Origin of the sequence: Neglectibacter caecimuris, assembly GCF_034335015.1 — a bacterium.
Lineage (GTDB): Bacteria > Bacillota > Clostridia > Oscillospirales > Acutalibacteraceae > Acutalibacter > Acutalibacter caecimuris_A.
Genome location: NZ_JAWXXK010000006.1, coordinates 88166 through 101581, shown reverse-complemented (window position 1 = coordinate 101581; position 13416 = coordinate 88166). Strand labels below are relative to the sequence as shown.

The following is a 13416-nucleotide window of genomic DNA, read 5'->3' as shown; positions in this document are numbered from 1 at the left end:
GTTTGAAAATAGAGGAAATGCCGGATTTTTGTACCAGGCGAGACGGTTTCAAGGCGGAACCCGCAAGACAGGCTGACGCCTGTCGAGGATTTCCAACGCAGAAAACCGGCCGCATTGGGCAAAAAGACGGCGTTTTCGATTTTTCAAACAACCCCTAAGCACATAGAAACTTCACTTGACAGGTGAAGCCGCGGGAGGCGGTTTGAAATGAAAAAAGACAAAGGGTTGTTTACAAACAAGGCGCTGCTGGCCCTGATCATTCCCCTGATCATTGAGAACGCCCTCTCTTTGGTCGTGGGTATGATCGATTCGATCATGGTATCCAGCGCGGGAGAGGCGGCGGTATCCGGCGTTTCCCTGATCGATACCGTGATGGTGCTGATCATCTATCTGTTTTCCGCTATGGCGGCGGGCGGCGCGGTAGTGGCAGGTCAGTACCTGGGCGGCGGCGACAAAACCAACGCGAAAAAGGCCGCCGGGGAGCTGGTTTGGATCAACGGGCTCATCTCCATAGCCGTAACTGTTCTGGTGTTTATTTTGTCCGGCTGGATCGTGGGCAATCTCTTCGGAGACATTGCGGAAGATGTGGCGGCGTCCGCGGGGGATTACTTATTCTATACGGCCTTTTCCATTCCGGCCATCGCCCTGTTCAACGCCGGGACCTCTATTTTCCGCACAATGGGCGATACCAAAACCACTATGAAGGTCTCCCTGCTGATGAACCTTCTCAACTGCGCGGGCAATGCCCTTCTCATTTACGGCTGTTCCATAGGGGTGGCCGGCGCGGCAATTTCCACACTGATAGCCCGGTGGGCGGCCGCCGTTCTCCTCATAGCGCTGCTGCTGAACCAAAAACGTGAATTGTCCATTGAGCGCTCCTTCCGCCACCACTTCAACTGGAGCTTGTTCCGCCAAATTGCCCGGGTAGGGATTCCCGGCGGTATTGAAAACGGGATTTTTCAGGTGGGAAAAATTGCTCTGGTAGGCCTGGCCGCCACCTTTGGCACCACAGCCATCACCGCCAACGCCGTTACCCAAACCCTGGCTTCCATTGAGGTGATCCCCGGAGGCGCGGTGCAGCTGGCCATTGCCACGGTGATTTCCCGGTGCGTGGGAGCGGGCGAAATAGAACAGGCCAAATACTACAACCGCAGGCTGATTCTGTTTACCGCGCTGGCTAATCTGGGGCTGGGTACCCTCATGTACCTGGGCCTGCCGCTGATCCTGGGGCTTTATACCCTCAGCGCGGAGACTGCGGCCCTCATCGGCTCCATGTTTTTGTGGCACACCATCGGCGCGGTCTCCCTTTGGCCCATGGCTTTTGTCCAGACAGCCGCTCTCCGGGCTGCCGGGGACGTGAAATACCCCATGCTGATGTCCATCGTTTCCATGTGGGTGTTCCGATTCGTCGGAGCCTACCTGCTGTGCTACGGCCTGAACCTGGGCGCCGTGGGCATATGGATCTCTATGGCCATGCTGGATTGGGGATTCCGGGCCGTTGTCTATGCCCTGCGCTGGAAAAGCGGCAAATGGGAAAGTATGAAGGTTATATGAGACAAATCATAAAATTTTTTACAGGAGGTCAATTCTATGGAAACACGGCTGATTCAAGACCTGGAGGTAAGCCCTATTGGCATGGGCTGCATGGGCTTTTCCCACGGCTATGGAGCTGTGCCTGAGGAAAGCTGTTCCATTGAGGCCATTCGCAGGGCTCATGACTTTGGCTGCACCTTCTTCGACACCGCTGAAGCCTATGGCAGAGAGCAGTTCTGGCCCGGCCACAACGAGCAGCTGGTGGGAAAGGCGCTGGAGCCCTTCCGCAGCAGGGTAATGCTGGCCACAAAGCTGCATCTCCACCCGGAGGAGGTGGAGGGAGCCTCTGTTTACGACGCGGTTCGGCATCATTTGGAGGCTTCCATGAAAAATCTGCGCACGGATTACATGGATCTCTGCTATCTGCACCGGGTCAACGAAAACATTCCGGTAGAGGACGTGGCAGAAGCCATGGGAAGGCTGATCCAGGAGGGGCTGATCCGGGGCTGGGGGCTTTCGCAGGTTTCTGTGCTGACCTTGGATAAGGCCCACAGCGTTACGCCGGTAACTGCCGTACAGAACCTCTATAACATGCTGGAGCGGGACTGTGAGGAGGACATTTTCCCCTACTGCCTGAAAAACAACATCGGCGGGATCCCCTTCTCCCCCATTGCCAGCGGGTTTCTTTCCGGCAAGATCACTATAGACACGAAATTTGAAGAAAAAGACGATGTGCGCAAATGGGTTCCCCAGCTGCAAAAAGAAAACATCACCGCCAACCAGCCGATCCTTGGTATTCTCGAGCGGTACTCTGCTGAGAAAAGCGCCACCAACGCTCAAATTTCCCTGGCCTGGATGCTGCATAAATACCCCAACTGCGTGCCGATCCCCGGCTCTAAAAACCAGGAACGCATTTTGGAAAACCTGGGCGGCTGGAATGTGGAACTGACGGAGGAGGAATTCAGCGCCTTGGAAACCGCCCTTTCCGCCTGCCAGGTGTACGGCCACCGGGGCCATGTGGAAATGGAGGGGAACGGCTTCAGCAAGAATTGGCGGAAGTAGTGAAAAGGCTGTGAAGAATGAGAAATGAGCAATTAGAAATTAGAAATTTTAAGGGCTTAATTCGATAAATTGGAATTTACCGGTTATCCATTCACCTCTCTCCTGTCATTCTGAACGAAGTGAAGAATCTCGCCCTTTTCCCTTCTATTCAGGAAATGAAAGACAAGATTCTTCGTCACTTCGTTCCTCAGAATGACAGAGGGAACTGTGCGCTAAACTATAATTTAACATATTAGTCGTTAGTTGTAAGATGTTAGAGAAGAACAAGGCCCCTGCTTTGTCATTCTGAGCCGCAGGCGAAGAATCTCGTCCTTGCTCCCTGAGTAAAAGGGGGAAGGGCGAGATTCTTTGCTTTACTTTCTGCGAAAGGTCGAAATTCCTTTTCCTTAGAGATGATAAAAAGGTAGGCTTACGCTTCTACCCGCAGTGAGCTTGAATCGCTTCCCGGACAAACCGGGCTGTTCCTTTTCCTCCTGCCCGGTCGATATTTTCTGTAAACTCACCGCCAGCGGCGTACAGCTCTCCAAGTTTACATAACATATCATTTGAGCAGGTATAAAAGTGCTCCGTGATAAATCCTTGCAGCTGCTTTACCTGGGCCTGCGCTTCGGCTGAATCGGCGGGAAGCTTTCGAAGCTCTCCAAATTTCACAAACAGCTCCATCAGTTCTTCGCCGAGCTTCCGGCTTTCTTCCTCAGTGCGCCCCTTCTCTTTTTCTTCAAACTCCCGATACTGGGCGGTTTTTCCCCAGGCAGCTTTTGCCTGAGCGGCGTACTCATCTAACTTTCCTGTATCAAAGGCGGTAAAATCCATGTAATTCACTCCTACTAATTTGATTCCACGGGCAAAGGCAAGCAGGTTTTCCAAATGCTCTTTCTTCAGCTCTAACAGGGAGATCTGCTGCTCCAGCGCCTTGTTTCGGTCGAAATCCGGGCTTTCCAGAATGGCCTTGATCTCCTTTAAGGGAAATTCCAGCTCACGAAACAATAAGATCTGCTGCAGCCGCTCCAGGGAAGCAGTATCGTACAGGCGATAGCCCGCCTCTGTGACCTTTGCGGGCTTCAAAAGCCCAATGGCGTCGTAATGGTGCAGCGCGCGTACACTGACGCCGGTAAGCAGGCTTACTTCCTTTACTGTTTTCATGCACAGTTCTCTCCTTTGCGGAAGCTTTTCTCCGCCCGTGGTGTAAGCACAGTATACGCTATAACGCAGCGTCAGAGTCAAGGGGAATCTGAAAAAAATTTTGCACAAACAAAAAGCATCTGCCTTTTTGGAAGAAGCCCCGCTATCGGGATCCAAGAAAGGCAGATGTTTTCTGGTTTTTATACTAAAGCTCTATCCCTTTACAGCCCCGGAAGCCACTCCTTTTATGATGTGCTTCTGGCAGAAAATGTAAACAACGATAATCGGCACGATGCTGAACATGATCACCGCCATGGTGGCGCCCAGATCCACCGTGCCATAGCTGCCCTTCAGGTACTGCACGTGAATGGGAATGGTCATATATTTGGTGCGGTCCAAAACCAGGTAGGGAAGCAGGTAATCGTTCCACACCCACATGGTCTGCAAAATACCCACGGAGATCAAGGTGGGCTTCAGCATGGGCAGCACCACGCCGAAATACGTGCGCAACGGGCCGCAGCCGTCAATGGCCGCCGCTTCCTCGATCTCCAGCGGCAGGCCCTTGACAAACCCGGTAAACATGAAGATGGCAAGTCCGGCCCCAAAGCCCAGATACACGATGGGAATGGTGTACGGGGTGTTCAGCTTGAGCTGGTCGGCCGTGAAAGTCAGGGTAAACATGACCATCTGGAACGGCACGATCATGGAAAACAGGCACAGATAGTAAAAAATCTTACAGAACAGACTGTTCACACGGGAAATATACCATGCCGTCATGGACGTGCAAAGCAGGATAAGCCCTACGGAAAGCACGGTGATGATAAAGCTGTACCCCAGAGAATTGAAGAAGGGGTAGTTGCCAAAGGTCACACCCTTGGCATAGTTGTCAAACCCCACGAAGCTTTCGCTGTTGGGCAGCGCAAAAGGCTCCAGATTTACAAAAGCGTTGGACTTGAAGGAGTTTATGACCACCTCAACGATGGGCAGTATCCACACAATGCTAAGCAGCCCAAAAACAACAGTCAAGATCCAGCTTGCCTTGGAAAAGCTTTTCTCTTTCATCACTGCTGCACCTCCTTGCTGCGGGTCGCGGTAAGCTGTGCAATGGCCAGCACTGCCACAAGCAGGAAGAAAATGACAGCTTTCGCTTGTGCAACGCCGTGCCAGTTCACATTAATGTTATAAGTGTTGTAAATGTTCAGCGCCAGCATTTCCGTCGCCTTGATCTTGCCGCCCTCCACCATGATGGTGGGGTCTCCGGCAGTCAGGGCAAGGTTCTGGTCGAACAGCTTAAAGCCGTTGGTCAGCGTCAGGAAAGTGCAGATGGTGATAGAGGGCATCATGTTGGGAATGGTGACCCGGAACAGGGTCTGGAGCCCGTTAGCGCCGTCTATCTTCGCCGCTTCCATCATATCCTCCGGCACAGCCTGGAACCCCGCGATATAGATGATCATCAGGTATCCGATCTGCTGCCAGGCAACCAGAATGATCAAGCCCCAGAAGCCATAGGTAGAATTTGCAGTGAGATAGGTATTGTACTGCTTCAGGATGCCGTCGAAGATCATGCTCCAAATATAGCCCAGCACCACGCCGCCGATCAGGTTGGGCATAAAAAACACGGTGCGGTACAGGTTCGCGCCCCGCATTTTCTGGGTCAGTGCAAAGGCGATGAAGAAAGCAATCAAATTTGTCAGAATGATGGATACCACCGCAAAGGCAGCGGTATTCCAGAACGCATGGATAAAGCTGGCATCGCTCAGCGCTTTGGTATAATTGCTGATGCCCTGCCATGTGGCGTCCCTCGGGGTGTTGAACTTGCAGAAGGACAGATAAATGCCCTGAATAAAGGGCCATACAAAGCCGATACAGAACGCCACAAAGGTGGGCAAAATGAATAACCAGCACCAACGCTGGATCGGGCGGCGGATCAGCTGGCTGGTCACAGCGGAATTGCACGGTGCTTTTGACTTCACTTTTTTACTCAAAAGAAGTCCCTCCTCTTAAAAGTTTCGCAGGTAAAGCAAAGAAGAAACTTTTTATAGAGGAAAGGGGTTGGGCATCGCCCAGCCCCTTTCCGAAACTGTCAAATCGTGCTGTTTTCAGAGCACAGTAGCTAAAATCAGCCGCCGTTCTGGATCTTATACTCGTTTGCCCAGCCGTCAACGAAAGCAGTCTTCACTGCGTCCCAGTTGGCGTCGGTCTGATCGGCGGAGTATGCAGCCAGTGCGGAAACAACGGAAGCTCTCCAGCTGTCCACATTGGGGGTGTAGTTAAAATCCCAGGTCACAACATAGTCGCCGTTGGCAATATGGTCGTCAGCATTCTTAAAGAACACATTCTCAGGCTGCTTGGCGCTCTTGAAAGGGCAGGGACCAAACTGCTCTGCCATCATCGTGGTGCCGGCTTCGGAGGTGACAACCCACTTCATAAAGTCCATGGTAGCCTTCTGATCCTCTTCAGAAGCCTTGGAGTTCACAGCCCAGCGCTGCTCGGTGCCGCAGCACAGGCCTGCCTTTTCCTCGCCGTCAACGCCGCAGTAGATCGGGATCATTTCCAGATTGGCAGGGTCCATGCCGTACTGTTCGCCGGTAATATTGGCGTACTCCCATGTGCCCTGCTGCCAGAACACAGCCTTGCCGGTGCCGAACTCAGCCTGGCTCATATCGCCAGTGGCGGAAGTCAGGGAGGTAGGCTCAGCAGAGGAATTGTTGATATACAGATCCCAAATGTTCCTGTAGTTGTCCAGATAAGCGCCGGTAATGGTAGCGGGCTGGGAAGTCACGTTATCATCGCGGAATTCATAGAACAGGGGCATATTAGCCAGATGGCCAGAGAATCTCCAGGAAGAGGAGGAATCCAGACCTGCGGAAGCGAAAGCGTCAAAGCCCAGGTCGGCAGCCCTGCCGTGGATATCCTCAGCAACAGCCTTCAGGGAAGCAAAATCCTTGATTTCGTCAATGGAATGGCCGGCCTGCTCCAGCAGAGCCTTGTTGACGATGATGCCGAAGGCCTCGTAGCAGAAGCCGATGGACTTCACAGCACCGTCGGCAACCAGATTAAATTCCTCGGTGCTCATCTCGTTCAGGATATCGGTGCCGGTGAGGTCCAGGCAGTAGTCGCCCCAGTTGATCAGGTCCTGCTCATTGCCGCAGTGGAACATGGTGGGCGGAGCGGACTTTGCCATTTCGGCGGTCAGGGTGTCGCCATAGGTGCCGGAAGCGGCGGTAACGACCTTGACTTCCACGCCGGTCTCGTCAGTATACTGCTTTGCCAGCGTCTGCCATGCCTCGTCAGCTTCAGGCTTGGCGTTCAGATAGTACACCTTGCCGGTAGCGCCGGTGTTAGGGGTGCTGTTGTTCCCGTCAGTGCTCGCGGTGGAATTCGGTGTACTGGAGCTGTTAGAACCGTTACCACAGCCCGCAAACACGCCGACTGCCATCAGGCAGGCCAACAGAATTGCGATGATTCTTTTCATGTTTTCGTACCTCCATATTGAGATTTGCCACAAAGGCGGCTTTTATAGCAGGGACAGTGTCACGCCCAGTTCTGCGGGAACCGGCCCACGGTGCCCGAACCAGCAATCCATGAAGCTTCTCCGCAGGAGAAGCTTCATGGAAAGAAAGCCGGGCCCGGTTTTCCGCCGAAGCCGCTGCTCACTCGCACCGAACGTAGGCATTTTCCCTTTCTGAACACATTATAGTACACTTTGCCGAATTTTTCAAGATTTTTTTGGTTGAATTTTCCATTTCGGCTAATTGCATAAACTATTGTAACCGTTCGGCAAATTTCGTCTAAATCATTCTGTATATAAGCTGAAGCTCTGACTTCAGTTCCGTCAGGATTCTCGGCTCTCCTTCCGGTATACGCTGGGGGAGCGCCCCGTCCGGGCATGAAAAACCTTGGTAAAATAAGCAGGTGAAGCAAATCCGCACCGCGCCGCCGCCTCTGCTACAGTATGCCCCTTTTTCAGCAAATCCATGCTTTGCGCCACCCGGTATTCCAATAAATATTCAAACAGGGAAATTCCCATTTGCTTCTTAAAAAACCGGCAGCATTCACTTTTGCATAAATTGACTTGCCTTGATGCATCCTCCAGCGTGATTTTCTCCGCATAGTGCCCGTGGAGGAAGGCAAGCAGCGTGCGCAGCCGCTCTATCTTTTCCGTATCCTCTGCCGGGGCGCGCCTTGCCTCGTCGCCGTAATTCCGGTACAGCTCTGCCCAAATGCCCAGCAGCAGCCTCTGCACCTCTAGCTCATACGGCTCCTGCTTTTCCCGAAGCAGCCCGTATATGCGCCGCAGGCTTTCCAGCACCTCCCGTTGCCATGGAATCTCCCCGGTAAGCGGCAGGGAAGAAAGGGCGGAGCTTTCAATCACGCTTTCCACGTATTTGGTACGAATCACGCTGCCCTCATAGCCGTACAGGAACCGGGGGTGAACGGTAAGAGAAAGATAGTCGCAGTCCTCCTCCCCGTGCATGGAGCCGGTATGCAGGGCATTGGCGTTGCAAAAAAGCCCCTCTCCCCGCTTCAGCAGGTAGCTGCTGTCGTTGACACGGTACTCCATCTCCCCCTCCAGCACCAGCGTCAGTTCAATTTCATTATGCCAGTGCCATGGAAACGAGCCGGTTTCGTAAGAGGATATCTTTTTGCGCCCCAAACTTACCGGAAAGCCGTATGTTCCATGTAGCTTCGTTTCCTGCCGCTGCTCGTTTATCTGCAATTCCATGGTATCACCTCAAAATGCTGCAAGGTTTTCTATCAAATACCTCTATTTTTCTGCGGATAAGCTCATTATAAGAAAGGCTTTTACGAAAAGCAAGCTAAAAAAGCTCTTCCGCTGTGAGCTTTCACAGAAGAAGAGCTTTTTAGAAGCTAAGATATGCGGCGGGGAGCTTTTGGCGCTTTGTCCGCCTTTGAAAAATTACGGGCGCTGGCCCATACCGCCCTCCAGGGTGATGGTCTCGCCGGTCATATACTTGAAATCAGGCGAAGCCAGCTGCACGCAGACACGGCCGATCTCCAGCTCGGAATCGCCGTAATGGCCTACGGGAGGCATTTTCACATTTGCCTTGAAGGCCTCGGGGTATGCGTTCTGGAATTGCTCCAGCTGTGCGGTCCAGGCCAGGGGGCATACGATATTGACATTGATGTTATCCTTGCCCCATTCTGTGGCGGCCACGCGGGTCAGACCGCGAATGCCTTCCTTAGCGGCGGCATAGGCGCACTGCCCGAAATTTCCGAACAGACCCGCGCCGGAGGCGAAGTTTATCACAGAGCCCTGAGATTTTGCCAGATAGGGATAGCAGGCCTTCATGTAATGGAAGGTGGCATATAGACCGGAATACACCGCCAGATCAAACTGCTCCACGGTGTGATCCGCCAAAGTCACGCCGGAGGCGGAGGCCTGAGCGTTGTTAATGAGCACATCAATACCGCCGAAGGTATCCACCGCCTGCTTCACGACCTCGTTTACCACGGCCTCGTTATCGGCCCCGGCGTTCACATCGGCCTGAACGGTCAGCACCTTGATGCCGTAAAGCCGTTCCAGCTCTTCTTTGGCGTCCTCCAGCTTTTTCACATTGCGCCCGGTGATCACCAGATTCGCGCCTTCCTTTGCGTAGGCGGTGGCAATACCGTAGCCGATAGAGCCGCACCTGCCGTCGCTGAGAACAGCGCGGCCCGCGCCTGTAATGATAGCGGTTTTTCCTGTCAAAAAGCCCATGTTACTCTCTCCTTTGTTTTTTCTGAAAAAGCCTTCGGGACGTACTCCTGCAAGAACGGACACGCGGCTTTTGGTAAAACCCACATTTTCTATTTTTGCGAACACATTCTAATAACAGAAGTTCTTCCGAAGCCGGTACATTTTCCTGTTTCCGGCTGATTTGTTAATTTTAGTATAGCGGTTTGTTATTTATTTGTCAAGCCGTGATGATCAATTTCTTTTCCAGGAAATCCGTTTTTTCAGCGGATAAAATTGGTGCGCTGGGGCGCTTCCTTTTCCGGCAGGCCGTATTTCTCTTTGGCCAGAGCGATCCCCCTCATGAGAAAGGTCATGTTGCGGGCCAAGGTGCGCATGCTTTGCAGACCCTCCGCGTCCTGGACCGCCTCGCCGGGCGCCGCGCCGTGAATGCTGTTCCAATACTGGCCGGAAGCCACCGGCATACCCGAGATCGTAAAGAACTTATTCAGCTCGTCAAAGGTGGCGGAAAGCCCGCCCCGGCGGGCGGCCACCACACTGGCCCCCACCTTCATGGCTTTATCAAAGTGGGTGCTGTAAAACAGCCTGGTTAAAAACGCTACCAGGGTGGCGTTGGCGGAAGCGTAATAAACCGGGCTGCCTACAACCAGGCCGTCACAAGCCTCAAACTTTGCCGCCGCTTCATTGACAGGATCATCAAATACGCATTTCCCTGTTTCTGCGCATTTCCGGCAGCCAATACAGCCCCGGATCGCCTTGTTTCCCACATGGAGCAGCTCGGTTTCTATCCCTTCCCGCTGGAACACCTGCTCCATTTCATGAAGCGCCGTGTATGTATTCCCTTTTGCGTTCGGACTGCCGTTCACCAATAAAACCTTCATCTCCGCCACCCTTTCCAATGTCTAGTATCCAGTACTTAGAATCTAGTATGCCATATCACAACCGAAAATGCAATCCGTTCGGAAAAGGTTTTTTCGGGAAAAATCCTGGTCTGTTGCTCCGTTTCCGTTTTTGTAGTATACTAACGTAAATATGATTTAGAAGCTTTCTTAAAAGCAACGGCAGCCGAGACTTTCAAAAAATTTTTTCAACGGTTGAATGGTTTTCCGTTCCTCAATCGTATTGACTACAGAAAGGTACAAAAACCCGGAAAACAATTTGGAGGAATCAACATGAAAAAATTATTGGCAGCAATTTTGACAGCAGTATTTCTTTTGCCCGCAGGCGCGGCAAGCGTTTTTGCACAGCGTCAGGATCACAATGAGACAGCTCCTCACAGAGAGGAACGCCGTGTATGCACACAGTACGCAGATACAAATGGCGATGGTATTTGCGACAACTTCGGTTCCGCTCACTGCACTCATGCCGACTGCGATACTTTTGTGGACGCCAACGGCGATGGCGTTTGCGACAACTTCGGTTCCGCTCACTGCACTCATGCCGACTGCGATACTTTTGTGGACGCCAACGGCGATGGCGTTTGCGACAACTTCGGCTCCGCTCACTGCACTCACGCCGACTGCGATGCTTTTGTGGATACCAACGGCGACGGCATTTGCGACAACTTCGGCTCCGCTCACTGCGCCCATGCCAGCTGTGATGGTTTTGTAGACGCAGATAGCGATGGTATTTGTGATAATCATGGAGCCGCAAACTGTTTTCATGAAAATTGCGGCAGCTTTGTAGATTCTGATGGCGATGGCGTTTGTGATAATTGGGGCAGCGGAAACTGTATTCACGGCAACGGAAACGGGTACGGCGGTGGATATATAGACGCGGACGGCGATGGCGTTTGCGATAACTGGGGTACCGGAAACGGCTGTGGAAACGGCGCTGGATATGTAGACGCGGACGGCGACGGCGTTTGCGATAACTGGGGTACCGGAAACGGTTACGGAAACGGCGGCAATGGCCAGGGCTATGGCAACGGTCAAGGCAACGGCATGGGCCAGGGCGGCGGCCGCGGTCATGGCGGCCACCATGGCGGCGGAAGAGGCTGCCACTGGGGCTGAGCGCTTCAAAACGCAGAGACAGGGAGGCTTCCCTTAAAAATCAGGACAGGGGTTCGGTATGCGAAGCGAACAGGAGGCGGAAAGAGCCATTGAGCTGTATTCCGATACAGTGCGGCGGCTCTGCATGGTACATTTGAAGAATCAGACCGACAGCGAGGATATTTTTCAGACAGTCTTTTTGAAATATGTCCTGAGCACTGCTGCGTTTGAAAATGAAGAACACGAAAAAGCCTGGTTTATCCGTGTTACCATAAACGCCTGTAAGGATCTTTTGAAAAGCTTTTTTCGCAGTCGAACCGTACCTCTTGAGGAGCTCTCGGAGGAAGCCGCTGCTTTTTCTGAGGAAAGCAGAGAGGTGTGGCAGGCGGTGCTGGCTTTGCCGCTGAAATACCGGGACGTTGTTTTTCTCCATTATCATGAAGGCTATACCGCCCCTCAGATCAGCCAGATCCTCGGCAAGAATGTAAATACGATCTATACTCTTTTAACCCGCTCTAAAGATCTGCTGAAGGAAAGCCTGGGAGGTGACGGAGATGAATGACAGGCTGAAAAACGCGTTTGAAGCTGTTCGCGCCGAAGAGGCGTTAAAGGAAAAAACCAGCGAATTTCTGCTTCGTAAAACACGGGGCTATGGAGCAAAGCGCCGTCCTTTCCGGCGGCTGGTTCCCATAATAGCCTGCTGCCTTCTGGTTCTGGTTCTCTCTCTTGGGGCCGGGTGGGCCTATTTCACTCCGGTCTCGGCAATCACCATCGATATCAATCCCTCTCTGGAGCTCAGCATCAATCGCTTTGACAGGGTGCTTTCTGTAAAGGGCTACAACGAGGACGGACGCGCGCTGGCCAGCGCTGTGAATGTGACCTTTTTAAGCTATGAAGAAGCGCTTCGGCAGATCTTAGACAGCGCGGATATTCAGGAGCATCTGCGCCGTGACGAGCCCATGTCTATCGTGGTGGTCTCTCCGGATCAGCAGCAAAGCGATAAAATGCTGGATACCGTAAAGCACTGCGCCCAGGGCCATCACAACGTGCACTGTCATGCGGGAAACAGCGAGGAAGCCGCGGCGGCGCAGGCGGTCGGGCTGTCAACCGGAAAGTACCGGGCCTTTTTGGAATTGCAGGCGCTGGATCCCTCTGTTACGCCGGAGGAAATACAGGGCCTGACCATGCGGGAGATCCGGGACAGGATCGCGGCTTTTTCCGAAAAACAGGAGCCGGTCAGCAGCAGCCCGGCGGAGACCTCCAGCCCGCAAGCAACAGACAACGAATCCAGCACAGCTTCGGTCAGCAGTTCTTGTGAACAGGAGGCTTCTCACAGCCAGGGCCAAGGAAACGGTATGGGACAAGGCCAAGGCGGCATGGGCCACGGCCAGGGAAATGGCACAGGACACGGCCAAGGTCATGGAAAAGGACAGCGCCGGGGCCGCAACGCCTCTTGACGGCAAGCTTACTATGTTTCAGATGTTCAAGGAAGCGGATCAAAAAACCGCTTCCTTTTTATTTACAAATCTTCTCTTTCTCCCCGCCGAAACTTATGATATAATATCCGCAAAGGGCGCGGATATTATAAAATTTAAAATGCCTTGCCCAGTTTGTGCTTCGCACAACGGGCAATCGGCATATTATATCAACGCGCCTACGGCGCTTATGATATAATATCCGCAAAGGGCGCGGATATTATAAAATTTAAAATGCCTTGCCCAGTTTGTGCTTCGCACAACGGGCAATCGGCATATTATATCAACGCGCCTACGGCGCTTATGATATAATATCCGCAAAGGGCGCGGATATTATAAAATTTAAAATGCCTTGCCCAGTTTGTGCTTCGCGCAACGGGCAATCGGCATATTATATCAACGCGCCTACGGCGCTTATGATATAATATCCGCAAAGGGCGCGGATATTATAAAATTTAAAATGCCTTGCCCAGTTTGTGCTTCGCGCAACGGGCAATCGGCATATTATATCAACGCGCCTACGGCGCTTATGATA

13 protein-coding genes are annotated in these 13416 nt (G+C 52.7%); 5 read left to right on the top strand and 8 right to left on the bottom strand.

All coding sequences use genetic code 11. The annotated features are described in order from the left end of the window. The first annotated feature begins 207 nt into the window (after positions 1 to 207). On the top strand, positions 208 to 1554 hold the full coding sequence (locus U8T64_RS10005; RefSeq protein ID WP_322183272.1) for an MATE family efflux transporter: 1347 nt from the start codon (positions 208 to 210) through the stop codon (positions 1552 to 1554). A 36-nt stretch (positions 1555 to 1590) separates the two neighbouring features. Then, on the top strand, positions 1591 to 2595 hold the full coding sequence (locus U8T64_RS10000; protein WP_322183271.1) for an aldo/keto reductase: 1005 nt from the start codon (positions 1591 to 1593) through the stop codon (positions 2593 to 2595). A gap of 417 nt (positions 2596 to 3012) precedes the next feature. Here U8T64_RS10000 and U8T64_RS09995 read toward each other — a convergent pair whose 3' ends face one another. The 8 genes from U8T64_RS09995 to U8T64_RS09960 form a co-directional block, all read right to left on the bottom strand. Then, on the bottom strand, positions 3013 to 3738 hold the full coding sequence (locus U8T64_RS09995; RefSeq protein WP_322183270.1) for a MerR family transcriptional regulator: 726 nt from the start codon (positions 3736 to 3738) through the stop codon (positions 3013 to 3015). Positions 3739 to 3930: 192 nt separating this feature from the next. After that, on the bottom strand, positions 3931 to 4779 hold the full coding sequence (locus tag U8T64_RS09990; RefSeq protein ID WP_322183269.1) for a carbohydrate ABC transporter permease: 849 nt from the start codon (positions 4777 to 4779) through the stop codon (positions 3931 to 3933). Further along, positions 4779 to 5645: a carbohydrate ABC transporter permease gene (locus U8T64_RS09985; protein ID WP_322183377.1), complete on the bottom strand. Its 867-nt coding sequence runs from the start codon at positions 5643 to 5645 to the stop codon at positions 4779 to 4781. The genes U8T64_RS09990 and U8T64_RS09985 overlap by 1 nt, the downstream gene beginning before the upstream one ends. A 191-nt stretch (positions 5646 to 5836) precedes the next feature. Further along, entirely contained in the window at positions 5837 to 7192 is a 1356-nt protein-coding gene (locus U8T64_RS09980; protein ID WP_322183268.1) for an ABC transporter substrate-binding protein, read from the bottom strand. A 42-nt stretch (positions 7193 to 7234) separates the two neighbouring features. After that, entirely contained in the window at positions 7235 to 7393 is a 159-nt protein-coding gene (locus U8T64_RS09975; RefSeq protein ID WP_322183267.1) for a hypothetical protein, read from the bottom strand. A 159-nt stretch (positions 7394 to 7552) separates the two neighbouring features. Then, the gene (locus U8T64_RS09970; RefSeq protein ID WP_322183266.1) at positions 7553 to 8443 is read right to left on the bottom strand and encodes an AraC family transcriptional regulator; all 891 of its coding nucleotides are present in this window, start codon (positions 8441 to 8443) and stop codon (positions 7553 to 7555) included. A gap of 195 nt (positions 8444 to 8638) precedes the next feature. After that, the gene (locus U8T64_RS09965) at positions 8639 to 9439 is read right to left on the bottom strand and encodes an SDR family NAD(P)-dependent oxidoreductase (protein WP_322183265.1); all 801 of its coding nucleotides are present in this window, start codon (positions 9437 to 9439) and stop codon (positions 8639 to 8641) included. 239 nt (positions 9440 to 9678) lie between these two features. Continuing rightward, complete coding sequence (locus U8T64_RS09960) at positions 9679 to 10296, bottom strand: flavodoxin family protein (protein ID WP_322183264.1); 618 nt, start codon at positions 10294 to 10296, stop codon at positions 9679 to 9681. A gap of 291 nt (positions 10297 to 10587) precedes the next feature. Here U8T64_RS09960 and U8T64_RS09955 point away from each other — a divergent pair, with 291 nt between their 5' ends. Genes U8T64_RS09955 through U8T64_RS09945 form a run of 3 tightly spaced genes read left to right on the top strand, consistent with a single transcriptional unit; the run spans position 10588 to position 12863 of the window. Further along, positions 10588 to 11427, top strand: a complete 840-nt coding sequence (locus U8T64_RS09955) for a hypothetical protein (protein WP_322183263.1) — start codon at positions 10588 to 10590, stop codon at positions 11425 to 11427. Between the two features lie 58 nt (positions 11428 to 11485). Then, entirely contained in the window at positions 11486 to 11968 is a 483-nt protein-coding gene (locus U8T64_RS09950) for an RNA polymerase sigma factor (protein WP_322183262.1), read from the top strand. Next, positions 11961 to 12863 (top strand): anti-sigma-I factor RsgI family protein, encoded by a 903-nt coding sequence (locus tag U8T64_RS09945; RefSeq protein ID WP_322183261.1) that lies wholly within the window; start codon positions 11961 to 11963, stop codon positions 12861 to 12863. Before U8T64_RS09950 ends, U8T64_RS09945 begins: the two co-directional genes overlap by 8 nt. Positions 12864 to 13416 lie beyond the last annotated feature (553 nt).

Coding starts and splice junctions, on each gene's coding strand:
- U8T64_RS09990 (WP_322183269.1), bottom strand. CDS start 4,779: ATGAAAGAGAAAAGCTTTTCCAAGGCAAGCTGGATCTTGACTGTTGTT.
- U8T64_RS09950 (WP_322183262.1), top strand. CDS start 11,486: ATGCGAAGCGAACAGGAGGCGGAAAGAGCCATTGAGCTGTATTCCGAT.
- U8T64_RS10005 (WP_322183272.1), top strand. CDS start 208: ATGAAAAAAGACAAAGGGTTGTTTACAAACAAGGCGCTGCTGGCCCTG.
- U8T64_RS09975 (WP_322183267.1), bottom strand. CDS start 7,393: ATGCCTACGTTCGGTGCGAGTGAGCAGCGGCTTCGGCGGAAAACCGGG.
- U8T64_RS09960 (WP_322183264.1), bottom strand. CDS start 10,296: ATGAAGGTTTTATTGGTGAACGGCAGTCCGAACGCAAAAGGGAATACA.
- U8T64_RS09965 (WP_322183265.1), bottom strand. CDS start 9,439: ATGGGCTTTTTGACAGGAAAAACCGCTATCATTACAGGCGCGGGCCGC.
- U8T64_RS09970 (WP_322183266.1), bottom strand. CDS start 8,443: ATGGAATTGCAGATAAACGAGCAGCGGCAGGAAACGAAGCTACATGGA.
- U8T64_RS09995 (WP_322183270.1), bottom strand. CDS start 3,738: ATGAAAACAGTAAAGGAAGTAAGCCTGCTTACCGGCGTCAGTGTACGC.
- U8T64_RS10000 (WP_322183271.1), top strand. CDS start 1,591: ATGGAAACACGGCTGATTCAAGACCTGGAGGTAAGCCCTATTGGCATG.
- U8T64_RS09955 (WP_322183263.1), top strand. CDS start 10,588: ATGAAAAAATTATTGGCAGCAATTTTGACAGCAGTATTTCTTTTGCCC.
- U8T64_RS09980 (WP_322183268.1), bottom strand. CDS start 7,192: ATGAAAAGAATCATCGCAATTCTGTTGGCCTGCCTGATGGCAGTCGGC.
- U8T64_RS09945 (WP_322183261.1), top strand. CDS start 11,961: ATGAATGACAGGCTGAAAAACGCGTTTGAAGCTGTTCGCGCCGAAGAG.